This is a genomic window from Paludicola sp. MB14-C6, from assembly GCF_030908625.1.
GTDB lineage: Bacteria > Bacillota > Clostridia > Oscillospirales > Ruminococcaceae > Paludihabitans.
On sequence record NZ_CP133133.1, the window covers coordinates 1,947,557 to 1,973,738 of the forward strand.

Here is a 26,182-nt window from a genome sequence, read left to right on the forward strand (position 1 = left end):
ATTATCTTAATTCTTGTCTGATTGGAAGTACCTTATTCACTTTTACACAAAATTTTCGGGAGTCTCAAAAACTATGTTAAAAAAGCAGCTCATTTAAGAATGCTACCATAACTCCGCCATCTTATCAACAGCCTCACGTTTTAAATCAATTGATGAGTGACAATACAAATCCATTGTAAGCTGAACGGTAGCATGTCCTAAGATATCGCTCACAGCTTTAATCGGTACACCACTTTCAATTGCTCTTGTAGCAAAGGTGTGACGTAACGCATGAAAATTAGCATGACTAATGCCTGCTTGTTTCAATAGCCGATTATACATGTCACGCATGGTAGACGGTTCAATTACACCACCAAGCTGTGTAGCAAAAATATAATCATTATCATCGTAAGCGCTACTAGCAAGAGTTTTCTCTTGTTGTTGGCGCTTTTGATATTCCAGAAGCTTTATAAAGATTTTTTCTTGGATAGGGACTTCACGATAACTGTTATCTGTTTTGACATTACCCTCTAATATCATTGTTTTTGGTGCATTCGAGTTTTCAAGTTCAGCTATGCTCGTTTTTACACGTTGCAATGTTCTTCGGATAAACAACACTTTACGGTCAAAATCAATATCGTTCCATTTGAGTCCACAAAGCTCACCAATACGCATTCCTGTAGATAAATCAAGTAAAATGGCAAATCCTAATCGCTCGCTATCAATGTGTTGCAACAAAGTCTTTTGCTCACTTCGAGATAATACACGCATTTCTTTATTCTCACGCTTGGGAAGAATCGTGTTATCACTTACATTACTTGCAATCATATTATTTTTACATGCTTGTTCAAGTGCCTTGTGCAGCATGTTATGTAGATTTCGCAATGTTTTAGGAGATAAGCCGCCTTTTCCATCAAGCCTACCACTTTCGCTTTTCTCGTTGTAAAAAACCTGAAGTCTATCAGTTGTTAGATTCTTTAAGGGGATGCCACCCATAATGGGGTTAATGTGGTTATGGATATAACCTTCATAGCTGATGTAAGTTGATGGCCTTAATGTAACACTCGCATATTCTTTTAACCAGGTGGTGAGCCATTCGGATAGCGTAATCTTGTTTGGTGCAATATACTGTCCTGCATGGAGTTTATTTAATACATCATTTAACTTTTTAGCAACTTCTGTTCTGGTCTTACCATAAATGGATCGTTGAATTTGTCTACCAAGCTCATTTCTGCCTGCGGTATAGCGAGCTTCCCATTTTCTGTCAGGACGATTTCTAATACTCCCCTCATTATGTCCGTTTTTACCCATCTCTTTCACTTCCTACTCGACTAATGCCTGTTGATTTCGAAATTGTCGAATAACTTGGAAAAGCTTCTTTGCATGTTTCTTTCATTCTGCTTATGATATAGCAATATATAACAAAATCAGTTGACTTGATGTTAGTTTTAAAAATATATGGATCAAGTTTAAACCAACGATTTTTTGTTAAGTAAATAATTTTGTAACGGTTAGTTATGTATTGCTTGTTTTTATAACAATGTTCTTTTTGGATGAAAAAACGTTCTTGTAATTCCTTTAATGCTGATTGCACAGTTTTTATACTCATGTTACATGCTTTTTCAATACTGGTAAGTTTACACTTTACATAAGGTGAGGAATTCATCCTAGAATACAAATAAGAATATACAAAAATAGCTTTAGGTGAGAGCTTGTACTTGAAGATAGCATTATCAATCCTAACAAAGTGTTGTATGCTATCCCTCGCTATTCCAGTTAAGGTTATTTAAAGAGTTATCTTCACTTGTCATAAACTCATAAAATTCTTGCTTGCTCAGTTTTAGGTATGCTATAGCCATGGCTTTTGAATCACGCTTGATTTCATTGAAATGTTGCTGTTTTGAAGGAGGAATAATGCTATTCATTATATAAGCTGAAAGATAAAAATTAGATACACTTTGATATCCGATTTTAGCAATTAACTTTGCAATACATTCAAATTGTGGAAAGCAAGTTGCTTTGATTTCATCGTTAATCTGTTCTCGGATAAAATCAATACTTTCTGCTGCAAGATCTTTTTGTAATCCCATTGCAACAAATTTTCTAACTAATTCAGAATGTGAAATCCCTTTTTACTTGCTAGTGATGAAATTGTGTCATAAGTTTTGTCATCAAGTCTCACATCAATTTTCTTTGTCGTAGGCACTCTAATCACCTCTTTTCACGCAGAAATTGCCTGGAGTGGTAGGAAGGCAGGAATAGTCGTCGGACGGACGACCTGTAACAGCTTAAAACCACAGGTTTTAACAATGGCGACAATTAAGATTTGAAACCGACAATTGTCCGACAGTAAAAATTCTTATTTTTAGCCGTTTGCTACTTGAATATTGTTGTCAATCCATTCAAATAAACGGTATTTTGGAACTACCATACGCTTTCCAATATGGAGAGTTGGGAAGTTTTTAGACTTTAAAAGATTGTAAGCATTTGCTCGAGAAATTCCTAGAATGTCTGCAACATCTGCAGCTGATAAAGCGAACGGGAGATCCTGTACTGATTTTACTTTAGTGTCCATGTTAATGTCCTTTCGTTTATATATTTATTGACTGTATAGATTTAATCGAGTATAATTATATGGTAAATCTATATTATAGTTAAAAGTATAAACGAATGATAATCATATGCAATAGATTTATTTTAATTCTATAAAATATAAATATATAGGAGGTGAAAGAATGCGTATATATATTTCCAATAATAAAGAGTATGTAGATGATATTGAGTATGATTTAGGTGCAAATATATTTAGTTTTATTGAACTTAATAATACGGAAGTATCAAGCCAGTTTAATAAAATATTAACTATTTTATATGATAAATCAATAAGAATGAACAATAAGAATTTAATTAACGAATCTAAAAATTTTGCGACTGAAATTAAGAGAATACATCCATATTTTTCAATAGTATCCGAGTTTATTGTGGATGAATTTGATTTAGATTTTGAACAGAGATCTAAAGAGAAACTCACTAAATATCTTCAGTATTTTTATATCACTATACCACAAGTACGTTTAGCTACTTTATATTTACTTCAAACAAGTTTTAATATAGAACAGTTGAAAGATAAAACTTGGATGCAACGAGGTAATTTATATTTAAATAATTTGTTTCTTAAACATATGATACAGGAATCTAATATTTTACCAAGCATTACATTAAGTGTTAAAAAGGATGTAGTTATAAAAACAATTGATGCAAAGAAGCTCATAGATGTAATTAATATTAATTTTTTATATCTATATGAAAACCGTATTCTATTTAGAAAGTGTAAAAACTGCGGTAAATTCTTCGTACTAGATGGTGCAAGCAACATTCAGTACTGTGAGCGAATTATTCCAGGATCAAAAAAAACTTGTCGTGAAATGGGCGCGGTTCTTATTTATCAGAAGAAGGCTTTTGATAATCCTGTAGCTAAATTGTATAATAGGGAATATAAAAAACGCAACGCACGTATACGTTATGGAATGATAAGCAAGGAAGATTTTAATAACTGGGCAAATGCTGCTAGAATTCAAAGAGACAAGTGCTTACGTCAACGCATTACACTTGACGAATTTGTAAACTGGTTAGATAACAGTTGATTGTTATTATAAAAGTGTGATTTTTGACTCAAAAAACTTAATATTAATGTGATTTTATTGATTTTTTAATTGATACGGTGCATAATATATATAATAATGTGATTTTATATCATTATATTTTTATATTTTTGTGATATTATGAGTGAGGTGTTCGAATGGAACGGTTAATATTAAATGATTTGTTAAAGTGGAAGGAATCAAAACATCGCAAACCTTTAATTTTAAAGGGCGTTCGCCAAGTGGGTAAGACTTGGATATTAAAGGAGTTTGGTAAACGTTATTATGACAATATTGCATACTTTAACTTTGATGAACACGAGGAGTATAAACAGTTTTTTGAGAAAACAAAAGATGTAGATCGTCTTCTTCAGAATTTAGTCATGGCAAGTGGGCAAATTGTAAAACCACATGAAACACTTATTGTTTTTGATGAAATACAGGAATGTCCTAATGCATTAAATACATTAAAATATTTTTGTGAGAACACACCCCAATACCATGTTGCATGTGCCGGTTCCTTGCTCGGTATTACTTTAGCAAAACCATCTTCTTTTCCAGTAGGAAAGGTTGACTTTTTAGAAATAGGGCCAATGACATTTACTGAGTTCTTGATGGCAAACGGTGATCAGAATCTTGTTTCATATATGGATAGTATTGATACGATTGAACCAATACCTGATGCGTTCTTTAATCCTCTTTATGAAAAATTAAAGATGTATTTTGTTACAGGTGGTATGCCAGAAGCAGTAAAAGCATGGACAGAAGATCGCAATGTTGAGTTAATACAACAAGTGCTGTCTAATATTATTGGTGCGTATGAGCGCGATTTTGCGAAACATACTGAACCAAAGGACTTTCCTAAAATTTCATTAGTGTGGAAGTCTATTCCTTCTCAATTAGCTAGAGAGAACAAGAAGTTTATCTACAAAGTAGTTAAAGAGGGCGCAAGAGCAAGAGAGTATGAGGATGCTCTACAATGGCTAGTTGACGCTAATTTAGCTGATAAGATATATCGCAGCACAGCTCCTGGGCTACCTATTTCGGCTTATGATGACTTGTCTGCATTTAAACTATACCTAGTCGACGTTGGACTACTTCGTCGACTAGCTTTGCTTGCGCCATCAGCATTCGGTGAGGGCAATCGTTTGTTTGTAGAGTTTAAGGGAGCGCTTAGTGAAAACTATGTGCTACAAGCCCTTAAAAATCAATTTGAAGCCACACCACGCTACTGGGCAATAGATAATCCACGGTATGAAGTAGACTATCTAATACAGCGTGAAAATGACATTATTCCCGTAGAAGTGAAATCCGAGGATAATGTGGAAAGTAAGAGCCTTAAGAAGTTTAAAGAGAAGTTTGGAGATAAAATCAAACTGCGTGTGCGCTTTTCACTGAATAATTTAAAACTAGATGATGATGTTTTGAATATACCATTGTTTATGGCTGATTATGCCGATAAGATAATTGGAATGGTGATGAGGAAGATGGAGGTGAATTAAAAAGAGGAAATAAGAAGGTTATGCTTAATAAAAGAAATATGATTTAACATGAATAAAGCGTCACATTTATATGTATAAATAAAAGTATGAAAAGTTTAATAGTAGTTATCAATTGATAACTTTTCTAAGTTTAAAGAAAAATTGCGATTTTTCTGGATTTTTTCTATAAAATAAACCCGCCATTTTATGGCGGGTTTATTTTATAGAATGGATTTAGATAAGTAGCACTTTTCAATTGACATATTCACTAAAATTTTACTCCGCATTTTAGTATCAACATAACGATTGTTGCAATATGCACAAACAAAAATGTTCAACGTGAATATATATTGACAAATTTATGCAGCAGTATTTACATTTATATTCATAGTAGTATAATAAAAATATACTTATTGTCGATTAATGAAAAATTTCAAATAATATTTTACATAAAACTCAAAGGAGAAGAGAAACATATGAAAAAAATGATAGGAACCATTATTGTTATTGTTTGCGCTTTGGCTTGTATTGTTTTTTATTTTGTTTTATCAAAAGAAAAAACTGAACCAACTGGAGAAAATCATAAAGGAGTATCCAGCCAAAGTGATGTATACACCCCACAGGCATCTGAAGGACAAACCTTTGATAAAGAAATACCATTAGATAAATTATTAGTTGATTCCACAAAGCCTTTTACTCGATATGGATTAACTTATACCTTAATCGATTATAAATTTACAAAAAGCGCGAAAGATCTTAATCCCAAATATATTGATTATCTAGGTGATGTTAAGTATGACAAACAAGGCAATATTTTAGACAATTCTTATTATCTTATTTATAAAATCAAAATTAAAAATATTACAAAGCAAAAACAAGATGTAAATACTGCAGTTGCAGAACCTTTTTGGAAAGATGGAAAGCAACATGATCAAAGAGGGTTTGTTCAATATAGTAATCATAATACTGACCTAAAAGGTTCACATGCATTATACAACATATTTAACCCGAATGAAGAAAAAGAATTTATTTTCGCCTCAACACTTAACGCGAACTGGGCTCTTCATCAAAGCTGTCCAATTATTACTAAAAATTCACAATATTATTTATTTCTAAATCCTATAGGGGCAACAATGTATACAGATGACCAGCAAGCTTTTATTTCATTAAATTGGAAAGAAAAATGGGAAGATGAAAAGTAAGGAGAAAGATATGAAAGCAGTTTTTAAACTTGAATGGAAACGAATGAAAAAAAGCTACGGGTTTTGGATTTCTTTAGCAATAGGCGTAACGATTGCATTATTGCAATACATACTAATGGTATTCCCTGCAGGAAGGTATATTTTTATAACCGAACAAGGTAAGAGCATCTTAGGTTATCCAACAAATGCCATTCAAATATGGATGGGCATGGAAGGCGGATCATTATGGGGATATATTTATGCCATGATTCTACCATTGATGGTTACAATCCCTTTTGCAAGCACATATTATTCAGATAAAAAAACAGGATATGTAAAAAACGAGACTCCCGAAAATTTTGTGTAAAAGTGAATAAGGTACTTCCAATCAGACAAGAATTAAGATAATAAATTCAAGTATGAAAGGAAGTATTTTTTTATGGAAAAGCAACCGAAAGAGTTATTAAAAGAGTATGTGAACAGCCAAAACTTCACAAGCACAACAGAGGTTATGCAGGCAATGAAAGAGATGTTCAAAGATGTTCTTCAGCAAGTTATGGATAGTGAATTAGACGAAGAATTGGGTTACCAAAAAAGTCAAAGAATAGCGAACGATGACGGAAAAAGCATGTCGAAAAATTATCGAAATGGATATTCAAAGAAAACAGTTAAAACACAACTTGGCGAAGTGGATATTAATGTTCCTCGTGATAGAAACGGTGAATTTGAACCACAAATTATTGGTAAATATAATCGTAATGCTGACGGGATGGAAGAAAAAATTATTGCACTTTACTCTTGTGGCATGTCTCAACGAGATATTGCTGAACAAGTAAAAAATCTTTATGATGTAGAAATTTCAGATGGACTAGTAAGCAAGATAACAGAAAAAATAATGCCGGAAGTAACAGCATGGCAAAACCGTCCACTAGATAGTGTATACCCATTTGTGTTCATGGATGCAATACACTACAAAGTAAAAGAAAACAATCAGTTTGTAACGAAAGCAGCATATGTGGTTTTAGGAATTACACTTGAAGGAAATAAAGATATATTGGGCATTTGGATTGGAGAAAACGAGAGCTCAAAATTCTGGTTGAGCGTTATGAATGACTTGAAATCAAGGGGTTTGCAAGATGTATACCTATTTTGTGTTGACGGTTTAAAAGGTTTTAAAGAAGCAATCAATGCAGCATATCCCAAAGCGCACATTCAACGTTGTATTATACATCAAATTCGATATTCAACACGATATGTAGGATACAAAGATATCAAGAAGTTAATGGCAGATCTAAAACTAGTATATCAAGCTGTTACAGAGGAAGAAGCATTGAATAATCTAATATCATTCAAAGAAAAATGGGGTAAAAGTTATCCTTCTTGCATAAAGAGTTGGGAGGATAACTGGGATATACTATCAACCTTTTTTGCATATCCAACTGATGTAAGGAAAATAATATACACAACTAATATTATTGAGGGATTAAACAGGCAGTTCAGACAAATAACCAAGAATAAACCATCATTTCAAAATGATGATAGTTTAAAAAGGATACTGTATTTAGCTTCAAAAAAAATTGTCGAACGATGGACACAACGTTGTCGAAATTGGGACGTTGTTTTAAACCAATTAAACATCATGTTTTCGGACAGAATCGCTGGATGATTCTATGTTCATCCGCCAAAATTTAATGACAAAAGGGGCATGCCCCTTTTGTCATTAAATAAACTTGTTTCAACTAACCTATACACTATGTCAATTACTATTTTGTTCCTATTTCTTGTTCTGATTGTTTTTCTATTTACACAAAATTCTTGGTATACCCTAAAAACATTTTCTTAAGAACCAAAAAAGTTTACTATTTACTATCGAAATACATTGTAACATTTCTGTCCGCCTTTATTGTTAGTGTAGTGCCATTACTTTTAAATTTATTTTTGACCATGGCAACCGTACCAAGCTTAATGTCACAACATAATGGCCAATATGAGATTTTTTATCAATTTATGTTTAGTAATTTATTTTATACTCACCCATTTATTTATACTTATTTATATATTTTTATAATTGGAATTTTTTGTGGAGTAATTGCCTCTATTGCTCTTGCAATTTCATATTTTATTTCAAATTATTTTGTAAACCTATTATCCCCATTTATTATTTGTATGTTTATTGGGTATATCTCTCAAATTATTCACAAACCGCAAATAGATCCATTTAATATGTTAAGATCAAACCAAGGGTGTATTGGAATAACATTTGGGGCATTAGTTATAGAAGTATCTATTTTATTTATTGCTTGTTTTGTTATTTATATGGTTAAAGGAGTACATGATGACACACTCTAAGTATTTGACAAGAATGAAATATGATTATAAGCAAATTACTCTTTATATTTTTTTATGCATCGTACTAGAATCAGCCTATCTTTATTATGCATTAACAATAAATCAAGAAATGCAATCTTTTTATAATTTATCCACTTCAGTTGCAGATAGTTTTTGTTTTTTGCATGAATGCAAAATATTTCCTATCATTAACATAATAGTTATAGTAACCGGTATGTTTTTATTTAAAACCGATTTTGATGCTAACAGAATATTACGAAATAGGAAAAAAGAAAGCGTTTATTTCTATCAATGTATGAAAGCATTTGTTTATTCGTTAATTTTTTCTTTATACATATTGGTGTTAGGTTGCATCATCAGCTTTCAAAAGTTTAAATGCTTATATAATTGGTCAACAACTGATAGTAATTTTTTTCGTGCTACAAAAACCGTTGCCCATTTCGGATTTACACCAGTTATCATTGCGTTTTTTTTAACAACTTTTTTTACATTCTTGTTAACATTTTTAATACTGATTTTGTTATATTGGTTGACAAACAAATTATGGGTTGGAATATCAGTAGCTATAATCTTATGTTTTATTGAGAGAAAAGTACCTTTATTTTTCGGACAATACGCTCTTTACAACTGCATATTTAAGCATAATTATTTAAAGACTTATTTTATTTTACCAATGGCAACAATCATTATATTGATTGCTATTCAATCCATTGTGATACGGCGAAAGGAGTTTTTAGATGCGAAAAAGCAATAAACTTTTTTTTTATGATTTAAAGTACGGAATTGTTAAAAAGATATATCGTTATATCCCAATAATACTAATCACATTTTTTTATTTAATCTATATGAAATACACCATTCAAAATTCTCTTATGCCCGATAACCCATCTTGGGGCGATTATTTGTTGTGGATGTTTTATGGAATGGAACCATATATCCCAGAAGAGCGATTCATCATCCCAATGGCATGGCTTTTTATGCAAGTATATATTATTATGATGGTCGGTAATTATGCAATTCATGATTTATATGGATTTGGCCAACAAATAATGTTGCGATCAAAAAAACGCAATTACTGGTGGTTTTCTAAATGCTTATATTGCGTTTCAACTGTGTTATTATATTATATCATTATAAATTTAATTGTTTTTTTATACGCAATATTTTCTGGTGCACAATTAACGTTAAACACAACACAATGTGTTACCTGTTTTATGCATAGCAACGATGCATCTTTGCTGTCCGATAATGGTTGGATTCTTTCAACATTCGTATTGCCAGTTTTAACGTCTTGCACATTTTGTTTCATGCAATTAGCGTTATCCTTTTTAATCAAGCCATTCTATAGCTACGTGGCAATTATTGCAATTTATATTGCCTCATTATTTTATAATACACCATTACTGATAGGCAACTATAGTATCATTGCAAGGAATACAGTGCTCAAAGCGGGAGCAACAAGCTTTGGTATTGCAAGTATTTCTAATATCGTTATCATGTTAATTTGTGTGATAATTGGCTCTATTTACATAAAGAAATATAATATTATAAAAAGTAATTAATAAAGAGGTTATAAAAATGAAAATTGAAATTAAAAATGTAACAAAGAAAATAGGCAAAAAAATTGTATTAAACAATATAAATATGGAATTTGAATCCGGAACTATTTATGGATTGAAGGGGGTAAATGGAAGCGGAAAAACAATGCTTATGAGATGTATTTGCGGTTTACTTCTTCCAACAGAGGGAACGGTTACAATTGACGGAAAAGTACTGGGTAAAGATATCTCTTTTCCCGAAAGCGTTGGTGCATTAATAGAAAATCCGGCTTTTCTATCCAATGAAACAGGCTTTGAAAATCTAAATGCATTGGCATCCATTAAAGGTGAAGTTGGAAAAGAACGTATTGATGAAGTTCTTACTATTGTTGGTTTAAAAGATGCCCGTAATTTAAAATATCGTAAATATTCGCTTGGAATGAAACAACGTTTAGGGATAGGTGCGGCAATTTTAGAAAAACCCGAAATCTTAATATTAGATGAGCCTTTAAATGCTTTAGACGATAAAGGCATTGAAGCTGTACATACCATTCTAGAACAAGCAAAAAAGGACAATCAATTAGTCATTATTGCTTGCCATGATTACTTAGAGTTGGTTTCTTTAACCGATGTTATTTACCATTTGGAAAATGGATATTTTAAAGGCTCTGAGAAAAGCGACAAATCCATTTTAGAAAAAATGGGAGGCATTAAAAATGAGTAAAATTACAAAGCGCATTATAGCAATTGGTTTGTGTGTTGCGTTGGTTGGTACATGGGGTTTCTTTTTCAAACGAGCCAACAGCGTTCAAAAGAGTCCTAAAATTGAAGTTACAAAAAAGAATGAAGCACTAATTGATAAAGAACTCGGAATCAAGATTCAGTTTGTTTCGAAAAAAGAATGTAAGGTTTCGGATATATTAGAGCCAACATCTCCATACTATAAGAGCTTTTTGATGAATCAACCTATAACTCCTGAAAACATTCAAAAACTTGATAATGATTATCGAGTATTTATAATTGAAACTTCAGTAACAAATATAACCGATAAACCGATACCTTATAAAAGACCTTATTTTAAACTAGGTATTGATGCGCATCAAATGGACTATGATTTAGAACTGGTCTATGCACTTATGGATAAATATGGCGAATCAAACCCGGATCCAGCAGAAAAAAAGGAAATACAACCGAATGAAACCGTAAAATATAAAACTGCATATCGGTCAAATGCAATGGAAATGCCTAGAAAAATGTTAGAAGAATTAAATTTTGACGACATGTATTTAACCTATCGAGCTTACCCTGTGAAGCAAATTCTTGAAATATAGAGATTGTAAGATGCTATTAAAAAAGCAAATCAAACTATTTATGTTCAATTCTTAAGTAAACATTAAGGTGAACCTTTTTTGCTTTAAGGCACTATCCCTTTATTGTTTTGGCCTTATAATAAATTTTATAAGTAACATTATATCGGTTAATGGTTTCAGATTTATTTGGAAAAAATTTAATTTTGTATGAAAGCGACAAATCCATTTTAGAAAGAATGGGGGGCGTTAAAAATGAGTAAAATTACAAAGCGCATTATAGCAATTGTTTTATGTGTTGCGTTAGTTGGTACATGGGGGTACTTTTTTAAGAGAGCAAATAGCGTTCAAAAGAGTCCTAAAATAGAAGTTACAAAAAAGAATCAAGCACTAATTGATAAAGAACTCGGAATCAAGATTCAGTTTGTTTCCAAAAAAGAATGTAAAGTTTCAGATGTATTAGAGCCAGCATCGAAAAACTACATGAGTTTTGTATCTAAGCCAGCTGATTTTGTTCAAGCTTCATCGCAAGAGATAAAAAGAATTGACAATGATTATCGAGTATTCATTGTTGAGATAGGAGTAACAAATATAACCAATAAAGCAATACCTAAAAAACATCCTTTTTTGAGATTAGGAATTGATGAACATCAAATGGAATATGACTTAGAACTATGCAGAGGCCTTGATGAAAAAGAAGAAGCTACAAATGATGTACAAACACAAAGTAATGAAATACAACCAAATGAAACAGTTAAAATGAAAGAAGTATACTCAGTTTATATCCATAACATGTCAAAAAAACAAAATAATAATTTAAATTTTGACGACATGTATTTAACCTATCGAGCTTACCCTGTGAAGCAAATTCTTGAAATATAGAGATTATCTTTTGTTGGTACACTCTTTAAATCATCAAAATTGACGCATAAATAACATTCTTCAATTTAGTTCAAAAAATTGAAAGATATTGGTGTAATGTTCGTTAAGAATAATTTACACCCTTAACATACCCTTATAAGTTATGTACAGCAAAATAAGTAACGTATTTATTAGACGCAAAAGAATGAGAAAGTGGAATCTTTGGGCGTAATAATACATTATAGAAAGTAGCTTTTTCACTCAATAGCCACTCATAACACGAAGGCCATTGGTTCAAGTCCAATCTCCGCAACCAAACTTTGAAAAAAGACTAAATTCTTGGTGAATTTAGTCTTTTTTTCTATGCTAAGATGATGTATACACGCACAAGTAAGCACCACGCTCGACATCTACACCCATGCGTTCGATAAGAATAGGAAAAAGGCGAGCGAGGAATTGCAAAAAGGCTTGGGGGTTTAGTAATTATACTTTTTCATCTATCTCAACCAACGCACGCTCGATAATATCATTTTGAAGATGGTTGAGCTTAATGCAATCTTTGGGTTTAGCTTTAGCGTTTTTTACTCCATAGTAGCATATCGCAAAAAGCGACCCAGCCATTAATCCATTATCAATGTTAATATCCTCATACCCACTGATAGAAGGAGACAAAAGTGCTAAGTTGATTCTCATAGCAATAGGAGGTGAGCTAATTTTAAAAGAGTTAATCACTTCATTTGAAACATTATCTAGGTACTCTCGTCTGATATTGGTTAAAATTTTGATAGTTTCTTCTTCGCTTGAACACGTTAGCTTGTCAATATTGGATTTTATCAAGCTCTTATAAAGTTCAATGTTGTTTCGCGAAGCATTAATGATTGCATTGCTGATGGTCTCTTTAAAAGTAAGTCCAAACATTGTATCATCCTTCCTACAAGCAATAGTCTTAAATAATCATATAGCATGTTAGTTCACGAACAAAATCTTAGAAATCATTACAATCTCTCGGATATTTGGTACCCCTGACTGGAATCGAACCAGCGCACATGGCGTCGGAGGCCAATGCTCTATCCACTGAGCTACAGGGGCATATATCATGTATATCATAACAATAATGCAGCCAAAAAGCAAGAGTGAAAGTTACCTTGACAAAAAAAGACTCCCTGCGATATTTCTATCAACAGAGAGAAGAGAGGGGATATTTGAGGATTTCATTATATAATTAATATTAAGCTTTGTCAATACTTATTTCAAATTTTTACAGAATTATTTATTGTTTTCATATTTGACCTTAATATTCATAGTTATTTAGAATATTATGTAAAAAAATTACAACTTTGATTAACAATCGCGTACAAAGATATATGAGCATACAATGGTGTTTGATAATTTCATGATCTTTCTTTTGCTACTAGAATGTAATAAATCAAAACAGTAAATAGTTTTGGTTTATTAAAAGTCCTATAGCATATGGTGTGATACTTTTGAACTTAATTTTAAACGTTTATATTTTATAATATGACATAGTGTAGTCAAGTTTAATATGCTATGATTAGGAAAAATAATCTTAGCAAAGGAGACATATTATAATGACTAATGTAGTTGAGTTTGCATCTTTTAGTCTTAAAAAAGAAGCATCCGTTTCTGCTTTTTTACTTGTGTCAGATGAATTTAACAATGTATTTCTTTCTAAGCAAAAAGGTTATATTTCAAGAAAGCTGCTTCTAGTTGATAATATGTGGGCAGATTCAGTTTTGTGGGAAACGATGGAGGATGCTCTTAAGGCATTTAATATTGCTGATGATGATGAGGTGGCTTGTGAGTACGTGTCTTTTATGGAAGAAGAAAGCATAAAAGTTCTTCATCTTTCAGTAGAGAGAAGCTATTAAAATTTTAATTGGAGGATAGGTTTTATGGGCGAAAAAATAAGATGCTCTTGGGTGGGGAATACTCCCCTATTCATAGATTATCATGACAAGGAATGGGGACAACCTGTGCATGATGATATGAAGCTGTTTGAAATGCTTATTTTAGAAGGTATGCAAGCAGGTCTTACATGGATAACCGTACTGAATAAGAGAGAAGCATTTAGAGAGGCTTTTGACGGGTTTGATCCCAACAAGGTATCCCTTTATAATGATGTAAAAATTCAAGAGCTTATGGCAAACGAAAAAATAATTAGAAATCGTCTTAAAATTAATGCAGCTGTGAGCAATGCCAAGGCATTTTTAAGAGTTATAGAAGAATACGGAAGCTTTGATAAATTTATATGGAGCTATGTTGATTATACGCCTATTATCGGTCGTTGGGAGAAACACAATGATATGCCAACTAGAACTCCGCTTTCGGATGATATAAGCAAAGACTTGAAGAAAATGGGGTTTAAGTTTGTTGGTTCGACAATCGTTTATGCATTTATGCAAGCAACCGGTTTGGTTAATGATCATATTATGGAATGTTTTGTTTATGATGAGTTGATAAATGGGTAGCACATAATAACGTATGGCAATGACATTTAGGTAAATATATTGAATGAATAACATATACTTCGACGGATAGTCGTTTGGAAACACTATATTACATGTTGAAACTTAAGTATTATAAAGAAGATCAATAGTTATAACTAATCCAGCCGACTTCGTGTCGGCTTTTTGCTTTGCTTCCATTTTGTTACCAGTAAATACTTGACATTTTTGATATATATATATAATATGGGTATTAAGAGAAGTTAGTTTGGGGTCCTCTTAATAATCATTCGTCTGAAACAATGGATACGAATACGTATCGGTAAAAGTAAGGAGAATTATTATGAAAAAGGTTAACAAAATGATTTCAGTTTTAGTCAGCTTGATGCTAGTGGTAACGATGTTATTTGGAACGAGTAGCGTGTGGGCACATGAAATGTGTATGAATGGTAGTGAACCAGTTGTACTGAAATGGATAAATAAAAATGAAAGCGGTACTTTTTACTACACTAAAGTTAATAGCGATAATTTAGGTTCAGATTCAATGTATCATGATAATTATCAAGCTGCAGTAAACATGTGGACTAATTCTCCAACAAAGGCATTGAGTCAAGTAACTGATTTTACTATTTCAAATGTTGATTTATATACTGATTCAGCGTATAACTGGTATACTACTGAGAGACTATCAAAAGACACGCTAGCGTATACGATTCTATATGATACTAACTATAATATGATTTATAAAACAAATGAACAAGCAATAAATTCTACAAAAGAAATAATATATGCAAAGATTATGTTTAATCCGAATCATAAAAATAATTCGATGTATGATGGATTGGACGAAGCATTACAGACCTCTGCAATAGCACATGAAATAGGACATGTATACACTTTAGGACATTCTAACACCATTTATGAAGTACTTCCTAGTTCAATACCATCTATAATGAAAGCTTCTGTACATGAAGCTTCAACATATATAGCTCAACATGATATTGATGACATGAATATAAAATATTAGTGAGGAGAATGACAATGAATAAGATAAAGATAAGCATAAAACTAATAGTGGTTAGCTTAAGCATACTGTTTTTACTTGGATTTATTTTATGGATTCTATTAGTTCCTATTGATTATTCCAAGAATAATAACCCATATCCAGTACTGGCGTATCCTGCGAGTATTCAAGTAATAGGACCACTAAATATTAATCAGATGTGTTCTGCAGCAGATGACGTATTTCTAGGAACGGTGATAAGTAGTAGTGGGAAAATAACAGAAAGTTATATAGTAGATAAAAGCATAGCAGAAAAGAAAAAAGATGAATTATTAGGTATTAAAGATAGCGTTAGAGAAGTGAAATATTATTCGTATACAATAAGAGTAGATAAAGTATTGAAAGGTGAGTTGACGAAAGGTCATGAAATACAATTTTGTAGAAATAGTATGTATGAAGATTGTTCCCCTAAATTGACAGTTGATGAGCAATTATTATTCATTGCATCGTATAATTCAGAATTGAATGAATGTATACCTTTTAGCATACATTCGAGTTATTTCTATATAACCAAAGATAATAAAGTGTATCCAGCAGATCATAATGAAATATATAAAAAATACAATCGAATGCCATTGTGGAAATTTGAAAGAGAAGTAAAAAGTAATATAAAATAAGATAACTAACTCTCACTCAAGAGCCGACCTCGTGTCGGCTCTTGTTTATCTTCATTTCCCCTATTTATAAGGAAGCGTAATCAACAATATGGATTCTCCACAAATTTCCTTTCATAAAACGGTTGACAAAAGGGAATAGCTATGATAATATAGACAAGCTGTCTTTTGAGAGCAACGCTAATAATCAAATATTAGTGTGGTCAAAATCGAATAAAGCTACTGGATTTGTGGTAAGACATTGGAGTTCTAGAAACATGGGGAACATGACAACGAGGAATGAAAGATAATCAAGAGTAATTTACTTCGTAAATAACTCACAAAAAAGGTAGAAAAAAGATGTTGACAAAAAGCTTCGCATATGATAGAATATAAAAGTTGTCAAAACGACCTACTAAAACGGAAACGAGTTAGAAAAACCTCGAAAATCAAGTAAAAAAATGCTTGACAAAAGAGAGCGGTTGTGATAAGATAATAAAGCTGCTCGAAAGAGTAGACACAACGAGCGAAAGCCGTTAAACACTGAAAAAACTTTAAAAAATAAAGAAAAAAAGTGCTTGACAAAAACGCTTGAGTGTGATAAAATAATTAAGCGTCAAACGACGGAAACGTTGTGAGACAAGCTGCTGAAAACAGCAGAGTGGATCTTGAAAATTAAACAATGTAAATTTAAAATGAATTAATCATACCCGATAAATTCAAAAAAACAGGAAAATACGACAGTAAGTAATGAACCAGATTATAAAGCTTGATTAAAAGCGTATAATACAATTTTAATTAAGAGTTTGATCCTGGCTCAGGACGAACGCTGGCGGCGCGCCTAACACATGCAAGTCGAACGAAGTATGAGGGAGCTTGCTCCCGAATACTTAGTGGCGGACGGGTGAGTAACGCGTGAGTAACCTGCCTTTCAGAGGGGGATAACAACCGGAAACGGTTGCTAATACCGCATAATATATTGAAACCGCATGGTTTTAATATCAAAGGAGCAATCCGCTGAAAGATGGACTCGCGTCCAATTAGCTAGTTGGTGAGGTAATGGCTCACCAAGGCGACGATTGGTAGCCGGACTGAGAGGTTGAACGGCCACATTGGGACTGAGACACGGCCCAGACTCCTACGGGAGGCAGCAGTGGGGAATATTGCACAATGGGGGAAACCCTGATGCAGCGACGCCGCGTGAGGGAAGAAGGTTTTCGGATTGTAAACCTCTGTCCTTGGTGAAGATAATGACGGTAACCAAGGAGGAAGCCACGGCTAACTACGTGCCAGCAGCCGCGGTAATACGTAGGTGGCAAGCGTTGTCCGGAATTACTGGGTGTAAAGGGAGCGTAGGCGGGGGTGCAAGTTGAATGTTAAATCTATGGGCTCAACCCATATTCGCGTTCAAAACTGCATTTCTTGAGTGAAGTAGAGGTAGGCGGAATTCCTAGTGTAGCGGTGAAATGCGTAAATATTAGGAGGAACACCAGTGGCGAAGGCGGCCTACTGGGCTTTAACTGACGCTGAGGCTCGAAAGCGTGGGTAGCAAACAGGATTAGATACCCTGGTAGTCCACGCTGTAAACGATGATTACTAGGTGTGGGGGGACTGACCCCTTCCGTGCCGCAGTTAACACAATAAGTAATCCACCTGGGGAGTACGACCGCAAGGTTGAAACTCAAAGGAATTGACGGGGGCCCGCACAAGCAGTGGAGTATGTGGTTTAATTCGAAGCAACGCGAAGAACCTTACCAGGTCTTGACATCCTAAGACCACTTAAGAGATTAAGTTTTCCCTTCGGGGACTTAGTGACAGGTGGTGCATGGTTGTCGTCAGCTCGTGTCGTGAGATGTTGGGTTAAGTCCCGCAACGAGCGCAACCCTTATTTTTAGTTGCTACATTCAGTTGAGCACTCTAGAGAGACTGCCGTTGACAAAACGGAGGAAGGTGGGGATGACGTCAAATCATCATGCCCCTTATGACCTGGGCTACACACGTACTACAATGGCTATTAACAAAGGGAAGCGAAGCCGCGAGGTGGAGCAAATCCCCAAAAATAGTCTCAGTTCGGATTGTAGGCTGAAACTCGCCTATATGAAGTCGGAATTGCTAGTAATCGTAGATCAGCATGCTACGGTGAATACGTTCCCGGGCCTTGTACACACCGCCCGTCACACCATGAGAGTTGGCAACACCCGAAGTCGATAGTCTAACCGCAAGGAGGACGTCGCCGAAGGTGGGGTTAATGATTGGGGTGAAGTCGTAACAAGGTAGCCGTATCGGAAGGTGCGGCTGGATCACCTCCTTTCTATGGAGTCAGACGTTACAGTAATGTAATGGATTGAGTGTGAGCATAAACACACAAAGAAAAAAGATGCACGATAAATTTCTTACAAGTCGTCCTGATTTACATTGTTTAATTTTGAGGATCCACTATTAAGAGAAATCTAAATAGTATCTTCAAAAAATGGGAATAGCGGTAAAGAACCAAATCCTGAAGCGCATAGCAAAAGTAAATTTGCAAACAAATTAACTTTGAATATGTGGGGGTGTAGCTCAGCTGGGAGAGCACCTGCCTTGCACGCAGGGGGTCAGGAGTTCGATCCTCCTCATCTCCACCAGTAATCGAAAGATTACAACTAAGGGATAAGGAAGAAACCGAACAAACCAGAGCCGAGATTCTAATAAGACGGGCTAATAGCTCAGCTGGTTAGAGCACACGACTGATAATCGTGAGGTCGGTGGTTCGAGTCCACTTTAGCCCACCAGTAATTCAACATTCAAGAATCTTAGATTTGCGAAACGAGAATTACAAAAATAGCAGAAACTGAGACGCGATATTGCGTTCGCAGGCACTGCGATGGTATCTTGAAAACTGAACAATGAAAGTAAGAATGCGAAATAAATTAAAATATTTTATGCGACTAATAAAGTGAAGAACTAATTAGGGTAAAAAATACTACAAATAATATTTTTGCGTTGTGAACTTAGAATAATCATTATGAATTTAATTATATAATTCGAGGTTAAGCTACAAAGGGCGCAGGGCGGATGCCTTGGCATTAGGAGCCGATGAAGGACGTGGCAAGCTACGAAAAGTTACGGGGAGTCGCAAGCAGACATTGATCCGTAAATATCCGAATGGAGCAATCCACGTGAGGTAATGCTCACGTATCATATACTGAATACATAGGTATATGAGGGGAACCACCTGAACTGAAACATCTAAGTAGGGTGAGGAAGAGAAATCAAAAGAGATTCCGCAAGTAGTGGCGAGCGAACGCGGAACAGGCCAAACCTAAGGTAGAAATACCGTAGGGGTTGCGGACTGCATTTAGCATTGACGAAGTTTAGTTGAAGTGTATGGGAAGGCACACCAAAGAAAGTGAGAGTCTTGTAAACGAAAAACAGAGTCAGCGAGCAGTATCCAGAGTACCGCGGGACACGAGAAATCCCGTGGGAAGCCGGGGGGACCACCCTCCAAGCCTAAACACTACCTAATGACCGATAGCGAAGAGTACTGTGAAGGAAAGGTGAAAAGCACCCCGGGAGGGGAGTGAAATAGAACCTGAAACCCTGTGCCTACAAGCACATAGAGCCCGTCAACGGGTGATATGGTACCTATTGTAGAATGGTCCGGCGAGTTATATTATGCAGCAAGGTTAAGCACTTAAGGTGTGGAGCCGCAGGGAAGCCGAGTCTGAATAGGGCGAAATAGTTGCATGATATAGACCCGAAACCGAGTGACCTATCCATGTCCAGGCTGAAGTGGGAGTAAAATCTCATGGAGGGCCGAACCGACCTCCGTTGAAAAGGCGGCGGATGAGGTGTGGATAGCGGAGAAATTCCAATCGAACTCGGATATAGCTGGTTCTCCTCGAAATAGCTTTAGGGCTAGCGTTATGTTAGATTACCGGAGGTAAAGCACTGAATGGGCTAGGGGCCGAGAGGTTACCGAACCCTATCAAACTCTGAATGCCGGATAATTGATGCATAGCAGTCAGACTGTGTGAGATAAGTTTCATAGTCAAAAGGGAAAGAGCCCAGACCCACAGCTAAGGTCCCAAATTACATTTAAGTGGAAAAGGATGTGGAACTGCTAAAACAACCAGGATGTTGGCTTAGAAGCAGCCATTCATTCAAAGAGTGCGTAATAGCTCACTGGTCGAGTGGTTCTGCGCCGAAAATTTAACGGGGCTAAAATGTAAACCGAAGCTTGGGATTTGTCGTAAGACAAGTGGTAGAGGAGCGTCGTATAAGGGGAGAAGTCGCAGCGAAAGCGGCGGTGGACTTTATACGAGTGAGAATGCCGGAATGAGTAGCGAGAATTATGTGAGAATCATAATGGCCGAAAGCCTAAGGTTTTAGGAGGAAGGTTCGTCCGCTCCTAGTAAGCCGGGAGCTAAGGTGAGGCCGAGAGGCGTAGCCGATGCACATACGGTTGAAATTCCGTAGCCTCCAAAAGATTTAAACAAAGGGACACTTTCAAAGCGCTTGAGCCGGGCGATGGTAGACCCGGTCGTAAGGGACCGAAAATTAGTAGGGAAGCAAGCGTAGAGGAAGGCGAGAAAAGCTTTGTGTATATCTTCGGAGCCCGTACCGCAAACCGACACAGGTAGGTAGGAAGAAAATTCTAAGGCCAACGGGAGAAGGGTTGTTAAGGAACTCGGCAAGTTGACCCCGTAACTTAGGGAGAAGGGGTGCTCTTGGAAACAAGAGCCGCAGAGAATAGGCCCAGGCGACTGTTTAGCAAAAACACAGGTCTCTGCTAAATCGAAAGATGACGTATAGGGGCTGACACCTGCCCGGTGCCGGAAGGTTAAGAGGAGGAGTGAGAGCTCTGAATTGAAGCCCCGGTAAACGGCGGCCGTAACTATAACGGTCCTAAGGTAGCGAAATTCCTTGTCAGGTAAGTTCTGACCCGCACGAATGGTGTAACGATCTGGGCACTGTCTCAACAACCCGCCCGGCGAAATTGTAGTACCGGTGAAGATGCCGGTTACCCGCGACTAGACGGAAAGACCCCATGGAGCTTTACTGTAGCTTAATATTGGATTTCGGTATATGATGTATAGGATAGGTGGGAGACTAGGAAACCAAGGCGTCAGCTTTGGCGGAGTCACTGTTGGAATACCACTCTTCATGTGCTGAAATTCTAACCTGCGCCCGTGAATCCGGGTGGGGGACATTGTTAGGTGGGCAGTTTGACTGGGGCGGTCGCCTCCAAAAGAGTAACGGAGGCGCTCAAAGGTTCGCTCAGCACGGACGGAAACCGTGCTTTTGAGTGTAAACGCATAAGCGAGCCTAACTGCGAGAATGACGGTTCGAGCAGTAACGAAAGTTGGAGTTAGTGATCCGGCGGTATGTGAGTGGAAATGCCGTCGCTCAACGGATAAAAGCTACCCTGGGGATAACAGGCTGATCTCCCCCAAGAGTCCACATCGACGGGGAGGTTTGGCACCTCGATGTCGGCTCATCGCATCCTGGGGCTGTATTCGGTCCCAAGGGTTTGGCTGTTCGCCAATTAAAGCGGTACGCGAGCTGGGTTCAGAACGTCGTGAGACAGTTCGGTCCCTATCTGTCGTGGGCGTAGGATATTTGAAAGGAGCTGTCCCTAGTACGAGAGGACCGGGATGGACGCACCTCTGGTGCACCAGTTGTCAGGCCTACTGGCACAGCTGGGCAGCTATGTGCGGAACGGATAAACGCTGAAGGCATCTAAGCGTGAAGCCGCCCTTAAGATAAGATATCCCACTGAGTTAATCAGGTAAGACCCCTTGTAGACTACGAGGTTGATAGGCTCAAAGTGTAAGTGCAGTGATGTATTTAGCTAGCGAGTACTAATCGGTCGAGGGCTTAACCTCAAATCATGATGGTTTAAGTTCATGAAAATCTTACAATCATTGTTTAGTTTTGAAGATATCAAATTCTTCAATAGACGGTGCTGATAGCGATGAGGATCCACCTGTTCCCATACCGAACACAGAAGTTAAGCTCATCTACGTCGAAAATACTTGGCTGGCGACGGCCTGGGAAGATAGATAAGTGCCGTCACAATAATGAATAGTGATTAGCAGCTTTGCCTGCTGATCGCTGTTTATTTAATTTAACAAGAATATATAAAAATTTTTTTAATATATATGTAATCCCAGAATCGATTCTGGGCCTTTAGCTCAGTTGGTTAGAGCAACCGGCTCATAACCGGTAGGTCTAGGGTTCGAGTCCCTGAAGGCCCACCATAATAGGGGTTTAGCTCAGTTGGTAGAGCAGTGGTCTCCAAAACCACGTGCCAAAGGTTCGAGTCCTTTAACCCCTGCCATTTTGGCCCGTTAGCTCAGTTGGTTAGAGCGCTAGCCTGTCACGCTAGAGGTCGTCGGTTCGAGCCCGATACGGGTCGCCAAGAATGTTAAAGTATCGCGTGAGCGGTACTTTTGCTATATTTGGTTAATTTACTGTAATATCACTATTGCTGCTATGGCTCAGGTGGCAGAGCACGTCCTTGGTAAGGACGAGGTCACCAGTTCGAATCTGGTTAGCAGCTCCAAACAGAAGCCCTTGTAAATATAATATTTACGAGGGCTTCAGTTTTTTAGTTTTTGTGAAATGTTGTGTAGGACGATAATCCTTTCCAAACTAAAAGAATAAAATCCTAGTATAATCCAATAATGCTAAGATATAATCAGTTAAATTAGAATACAGAATTATATAATTTTTGACAAAGTATACTTCATTTCGATTCATATATTTTTATTTATACAATCGTGTGATATACTTAGGTTGTTAAGTAATGCTAAAACATTAGTATTTTTTAAACTAAGAACTAACTTTAAATATTTATATAGGAGGGAATTTAATGCACAATCAAATCTTATACAATATTGGACTAGCTTTAGTAATATTATATTTATTTATGGGTATCGATGATTTTATTTGGGACATATATACTTCTTTTAAAATTGTTGTAAGGAAAAATAAAGATATAGATTTAAATAAAGTTTCAAATACTCCTTGTAAGCTTTTAGCTGTAACGATAGCAGCTTGGCATGAGGAAAATGTCTTAGAAGATGTTGTAGGTAATTTTGTGCGTTCAACAATATATCCTAAAAGTATGTATCATATTTTTTTAGGGGTGTATCCAAATGATATCGCAACAATTGATGTAGCTAGACGTTTGGCTGCAAAATATGACAATGTTCATGTTATTATAAATTGTTTACCGGGACCTACTTCAAAAGCTCAAAATATAAACTACGTAATAAAACAAATTTTTGAGTTTGAAAAAGATAAGAATTGGATATTTAGTTCATTTACTGTACATGACTCAGAAGATGTTGTCCATCCTTATGAACTTAAGGTAACAAATTATCTAATAGAAAAGTATCCAGCATTACAATTTCCGGTATTTCCTATTATATATAAACCTACTTTTAAAAATTTTTTTAAAACAATTACTACAGGCACTTATGCAGATGAGTTTGCAGAAAATCATTTTCTTGTAATGACAAATAGAAATAATGCTGAAGCTTTTGTGCCTTCAGCTGGTACAGGATTTGCATTATCAAGGCAAGTAGTGGAATCTTTTAATGGTGAAGATATATTAGAAAATGGATCTTTAACCGAAGATTACAAATTATCGTTAACTTTATATCAACAAAAGTATAAACTTTATTATGTTTTAGAAAAAATTCCAAGAGTAACCGATGATTATAAAATTGTTTGGGATTATATTGCTACACGTTCAATATTCCCAAATACATTTAAAGCCGCAGTTAGGCAAAAAACAAGATGGATTACAGGTATAACTATGCAGTCTTTAAAGTTTATGGATATATTTAAATCAAAAGGTATGTCGTTTGTTGGTAAGTATTCACTATATAAAGACCAAAAGGCAAAATTCGGGAATCTATTGGCTTTTGTAGGTTATCCTGTTTTTATTTATTTCTTAATATCGTTATTTGTAGATCTACCTACTATATATCCAAAGTATACTTTCTCTTGGTATATGTGCTTGATCGTAACAGCCTTTATGATTGAAAGACAAATTTTTAGAGCTATAGCTATTTATAATATTTATGGAAAAAGGAGCACGTTTTTCGCTTGCTTATTTCCTCCGATAATTCCTTTTAGAATTGTATGGGGTAATGTTATAAACTTTACTTCAACAATAAAAGCTTATAAGCGAAAATACTTTGGGGATCCGAAACCTAAAAATAAACAGGATAAAGCAAAGCAATTATCAAAAAATACAAGACAACTTAAATGGGATAAAACGGATCACTCTTTTCTGAGTGAAAATGTTTTAATAAAATATCATCGGAAAATTGGCGATATTTTATTAGAAAACAAGTTTATTTGTCCAAAAGAACTACAAAGGTATTTGAATGATATAGAATTATCTGGAAAAAAAACACCTTTAGGCGAGTATCTAATAAATGCAGGAATTATAACAGAGGATGAATTATTAATATGTATTGCTGATACACTTAATAAGGTATATTTAAAAACACATGACTTTAGTGAATACAACATAACTGGATTAAAAAATGTTTTTTCAGAAGATGATTTACATGGATACAACATAATTCCAATTATCAAAACGGACAATGCTTTGATTGTTGCTATAAGCGTTCATACACCATTTAATATCGTTGAAGCTATACAGATTAAGTATAATATTAAAATTGAAATTTGCTTTGCTTCGATTTCATCCATTCATAATGGTTTAATATTGTTTGATAAAGATACTATGAAAACAGGTGAATCATCTCCTTCACTGCAACTATTTAATTTGAACATAATAAATTATGAACAAGTGTTATTAATTAAAAATACAGCATATAGTTTATTAATAAATGAGTGGGATGCGATTTCTTTATGCGGGATAGATATATTTAAAATACAAAAAAGTCTATTGAAGCAACCACTTATAGTTTAATAGTAATATAAGTTATTATTGAATTATGAGTTTATGTGATTAAAATTTGATACACTCGATTTTTTACTTTTTATCAATCAAAATTTAATTTCATAGTTATTTCTGCTTTTTTAAGTCATAAACCCGCCATTCTGTGGCGGGTTTATGATTTTACTCTTACTATTTTGATTTTTCGTATGCAATTAAAACAATATTAGCATTGTATTCTTGATTGAATTTCTGCTCAAGCTCAGAAATACTTTTCAGTTCATTCTCGTTAATTTGAGCAATTATATAATCCTTGTCCATTGGTTACCTCCTAAACATATTTTCTTTCAGCAATTTGTTGAACGAAAGCCTGCATTTCATTTTTTGAATGAATCAAATGTGTTTGATTGATAATTACTTGTTGCTGCTCTTTTGAAAGAGTTGCAAATTGATTGAGTGCCTCTAAATTTTTTGATAATGCCATGCCTAGTCCTAATGGAATATCGTTATTTTTAACATAATTTTTCATAATTCCACCTCAACTGTAGTGTTACCATTTTTATTTAAAATACATATTATTTATATGATAATACGATTTGAGGATGAAGAATTTTCGCTATCACTATCTTTGGGTGGACAACAACATTCCTCAATAACTTCCCTTTGAACAGCAATCGTTGCAAGTGAATCACCTAGTTGAACAAAAAAACAAGATAACAAATTTAATTCTAATAAACTTTTACCTTGTGCAATACTTGCCGCAGTTGCAGAAATAAGTATAGTGAGTTCTTCTGGACAAATCATCTATAGCACCTCTTT

23 protein-coding genes, 7 tRNA genes, 3 rRNA genes and 1 pseudogene are annotated in these 26,182 nt (G+C 35.0%); 24 read left to right on the forward strand and 10 right to left on the reverse strand.

Going from position 1 to position 26,182, the window contains the following annotated elements:
* Window positions 1-102: 102 nt before the first annotated feature.
* The 5 genes and pseudogenes from RBG61_RS09310 to RBG61_RS09325 form a co-directional block, all read right to left on the reverse strand.
* Window positions 103-1,290, reverse strand: coding sequence for a tyrosine-type recombinase/integrase (locus RBG61_RS09310; protein ID WP_307942905.1), 1,188 nt, complete (start codon window positions 1,288-1,290; stop codon window positions 103-105).
* The gene (locus RBG61_RS09315; RefSeq protein WP_307942907.1) at window positions 1,283-1,588 is read right to left on the reverse strand and encodes a helix-turn-helix domain-containing protein; all 306 of its coding nucleotides are present in this window, start codon (window positions 1,586-1,588) and stop codon (window positions 1,283-1,285) included. Before RBG61_RS09315 ends, RBG61_RS09310 begins: the two co-directional genes overlap by 8 nt.
* Before the next feature lie 12 nt (window positions 1,589-1,600).
* Window positions 1,601-1,645: pseudogene (locus RBG61_RS14025) on the reverse strand (hypothetical protein); the annotation flags it as partial.
* 91 nt (window positions 1,646-1,736) lie between these two features.
* Window positions 1,737-2,069, reverse strand: a complete 333-nt coding sequence (locus RBG61_RS09320; RefSeq protein ID WP_307942909.1) for a hypothetical protein — start codon at window positions 2,067-2,069, stop codon at window positions 1,737-1,739.
* 275 nt (window positions 2,070-2,344) lie between these two features.
* Window positions 2,345-2,554 carry a helix-turn-helix domain-containing protein gene (locus tag RBG61_RS09325; protein WP_307942911.1) on the reverse strand — a complete coding sequence of 70 codons (210 nt, stop codon included), beginning with the start codon at window positions 2,552-2,554 and terminating at the stop codon, window positions 2,345-2,347.
* A gap of 160 nt (window positions 2,555-2,714) precedes the next feature.
* Between RBG61_RS09325 and RBG61_RS09330 the strand changes: the two genes are divergently transcribed.
* The 10 genes from RBG61_RS09330 (at window position 2,715) to RBG61_RS09375 (ending at window position 12,358) form a co-directional block, all read left to right on the forward strand.
* The gene (locus RBG61_RS09330; RefSeq protein ID WP_307942912.1) at window positions 2,715-3,623 is read left to right on the forward strand and encodes a DUF6076 domain-containing protein; all 909 of its coding nucleotides are present in this window, start codon (window positions 2,715-2,717) and stop codon (window positions 3,621-3,623) included.
* A gap of 155 nt (window positions 3,624-3,778) precedes the next feature.
* On the forward strand, window positions 3,779-5,122 hold the full coding sequence (locus RBG61_RS09335) for an ATP-binding protein (protein ID WP_307942913.1): 1,344 nt from the start codon (window positions 3,779-3,781) through the stop codon (window positions 5,120-5,122).
* Window positions 5,123-5,577: 455 nt separating this feature from the next.
* Window positions 5,578-6,303 carry a hypothetical protein gene (locus tag RBG61_RS09340; protein WP_307942916.1) on the forward strand — a complete coding sequence of 242 codons (726 nt, stop codon included), beginning with the start codon at window positions 5,578-5,580 and terminating at the stop codon, window positions 6,301-6,303.
* A 10-nt stretch (window positions 6,304-6,313) separates the two neighbouring features.
* A complete protein-coding gene (locus RBG61_RS09345; protein ID WP_307942919.1) occupies window positions 6,314-6,649 on the forward strand; it encodes a hypothetical protein in 336 nt (111 codons plus the stop codon).
* A 72-nt stretch (window positions 6,650-6,721) separates the two neighbouring features.
* Window positions 6,722-7,948 (forward strand): IS256 family transposase, encoded by a 1,227-nt coding sequence (locus tag RBG61_RS09350; protein WP_307942478.1) that lies wholly within the window; start codon window positions 6,722-6,724, stop codon window positions 7,946-7,948.
* 669 nt (window positions 7,949-8,617) lie between these two features.
* Window positions 8,618-9,385, forward strand: coding sequence for a hypothetical protein (locus RBG61_RS09355; RefSeq protein WP_307942920.1), 768 nt, complete (start codon window positions 8,618-8,620; stop codon window positions 9,383-9,385).
* Complete coding sequence (locus RBG61_RS09360; RefSeq protein WP_307942922.1) at window positions 9,369-10,193, forward strand: hypothetical protein; 825 nt, start codon at window positions 9,369-9,371, stop codon at window positions 10,191-10,193. The genes RBG61_RS09355 and RBG61_RS09360 overlap by 17 nt, the downstream gene beginning before the upstream one ends.
* Window positions 10,194-10,209: 16 nt before the next feature.
* Window positions 10,210-10,893 carry an ATP-binding cassette domain-containing protein gene (locus RBG61_RS09365; protein ID WP_307942924.1) on the forward strand — a complete coding sequence of 228 codons (684 nt, stop codon included), beginning with the start codon at window positions 10,210-10,212 and terminating at the stop codon, window positions 10,891-10,893.
* Window positions 10,886-11,500: a hypothetical protein gene (locus tag RBG61_RS09370; protein WP_307942926.1), complete on the forward strand. Its 615-nt coding sequence runs from the start codon at window positions 10,886-10,888 to the stop codon at window positions 11,498-11,500. Before RBG61_RS09365 ends, RBG61_RS09370 begins: the two co-directional genes overlap by 8 nt.
* Window positions 11,501-11,731: 231 nt before the next feature.
* The gene (locus RBG61_RS09375; protein ID WP_307942927.1) at window positions 11,732-12,358 is read left to right on the forward strand and encodes a hypothetical protein; all 627 of its coding nucleotides are present in this window, start codon (window positions 11,732-11,734) and stop codon (window positions 12,356-12,358) included.
* 462 nt (window positions 12,359-12,820) lie between these two features.
* On the opposite strand, the gene RBG61_RS09380 is transcribed toward RBG61_RS09375, so the two are convergent.
* Both RBG61_RS09380 and RBG61_RS09385 read right to left on the reverse strand, forming a co-directional pair.
* Window positions 12,821-13,255, reverse strand: coding sequence for a hypothetical protein (locus tag RBG61_RS09380; protein WP_307942929.1), 435 nt, complete (start codon window positions 13,253-13,255; stop codon window positions 12,821-12,823).
* Between the two features lie 96 nt (window positions 13,256-13,351).
* Window positions 13,352-13,426: transfer RNA gene (locus tag RBG61_RS09385), tRNA-Arg, on the reverse strand.
* A 500-nt stretch (window positions 13,427-13,926) separates the two neighbouring features.
* Here RBG61_RS09385 and RBG61_RS09390 point away from each other — a divergent pair.
* From RBG61_RS09390 to RBG61_RS09455, 14 genes are all read left to right on the forward strand, one after another.
* Window positions 13,927-14,226, forward strand: coding sequence for a hypothetical protein (locus RBG61_RS09390; RefSeq protein WP_307942932.1), 300 nt, complete (start codon window positions 13,927-13,929; stop codon window positions 14,224-14,226).
* A 24-nt stretch (window positions 14,227-14,250) separates the two neighbouring features.
* The gene (locus tag RBG61_RS09395) at window positions 14,251-14,826 is read left to right on the forward strand and encodes a DNA-3-methyladenine glycosylase I (protein ID WP_307942933.1); all 576 of its coding nucleotides are present in this window, start codon (window positions 14,251-14,253) and stop codon (window positions 14,824-14,826) included.
* A gap of 319 nt (window positions 14,827-15,145) precedes the next feature.
* Window positions 15,146-15,829 carry a hypothetical protein gene (locus RBG61_RS09400; RefSeq protein ID WP_307942934.1) on the forward strand — a complete coding sequence of 228 codons (684 nt, stop codon included), beginning with the start codon at window positions 15,146-15,148 and terminating at the stop codon, window positions 15,827-15,829.
* A gap of 14 nt (window positions 15,830-15,843) precedes the next feature.
* A complete protein-coding gene (locus RBG61_RS09405; RefSeq protein ID WP_307942936.1) occupies window positions 15,844-16,482 on the forward strand; it encodes a hypothetical protein in 639 nt (212 codons plus the stop codon).
* Between the two features lie 770 nt (window positions 16,483-17,252).
* Window positions 17,253-18,769 (forward strand): 16S ribosomal RNA (locus RBG61_RS09410).
* 237 nt (window positions 18,770-19,006) lie between these two features.
* A tRNA-Ala gene (locus tag RBG61_RS09415) sits at window positions 19,007-19,082 on the forward strand.
* A gap of 70 nt (window positions 19,083-19,152) precedes the next feature.
* Window positions 19,153-19,229, forward strand: a tRNA-Ile gene (locus RBG61_RS09420).
* A gap of 256 nt (window positions 19,230-19,485) precedes the next feature.
* Window positions 19,486-22,325: ribosomal RNA gene (locus RBG61_RS09425) — 23S ribosomal RNA — on the forward strand.
* Window positions 22,326-22,398: 73 nt separating this feature from the next.
* Window positions 22,399-22,515: ribosomal RNA gene (gene rrf, locus RBG61_RS09430) — 5S ribosomal RNA — on the forward strand.
* Together the 16S, 23S and 5S rRNA genes with 6 tRNA genes alongside form the textbook arrangement of a ribosomal RNA operon.
* Before the next feature lie 108 nt (window positions 22,516-22,623).
* A tRNA-Ile gene (locus RBG61_RS09435) sits at window positions 22,624-22,700 on the forward strand.
* Window positions 22,701-22,704: 4 nt separating this feature from the next.
* Window positions 22,705-22,780 (forward strand) — tRNA-Trp (locus RBG61_RS09440).
* A 4-nt stretch (window positions 22,781-22,784) separates the two neighbouring features.
* A tRNA-Asp gene (locus RBG61_RS09445) sits at window positions 22,785-22,861 on the forward strand.
* A 68-nt stretch (window positions 22,862-22,929) separates the two neighbouring features.
* Window positions 22,930-23,005, forward strand: a tRNA-Thr gene (locus RBG61_RS09450).
* Window positions 23,006-23,314: 309 nt separating this feature from the next.
* Window positions 23,315-25,396, forward strand: a complete 2,082-nt coding sequence (locus tag RBG61_RS09455) for a glycosyltransferase (RefSeq protein WP_307942939.1) — start codon at window positions 23,315-23,317, stop codon at window positions 25,394-25,396.
* Window positions 25,397-25,555: 159 nt separating this feature from the next.
* Here the strand turns inward: RBG61_RS09455 and RBG61_RS09460 are convergent, their stop codons facing one another.
* From RBG61_RS09460 to RBG61_RS09470, 3 genes are read right to left on the reverse strand one after another with little or no spacing between them, the layout of a single operon-like run.
* A complete protein-coding gene (locus RBG61_RS09460; RefSeq protein WP_307942941.1) occupies window positions 25,556-25,684 on the reverse strand; it encodes a hypothetical protein in 129 nt (42 codons plus the stop codon).
* Between the two features lie 10 nt (window positions 25,685-25,694).
* Window positions 25,695-25,892 (reverse strand): hypothetical protein, encoded by a 198-nt coding sequence (locus RBG61_RS09465; protein ID WP_307942943.1) that lies wholly within the window; start codon window positions 25,890-25,892, stop codon window positions 25,695-25,697.
* Between the two features lie 50 nt (window positions 25,893-25,942).
* The gene (locus RBG61_RS09470) at window positions 25,943-26,167 is read right to left on the reverse strand and encodes a DUF6774 domain-containing protein (RefSeq protein ID WP_307942944.1); all 225 of its coding nucleotides are present in this window, start codon (window positions 26,165-26,167) and stop codon (window positions 25,943-25,945) included.
* Window positions 26,168-26,182 lie beyond the last annotated feature (15 nt).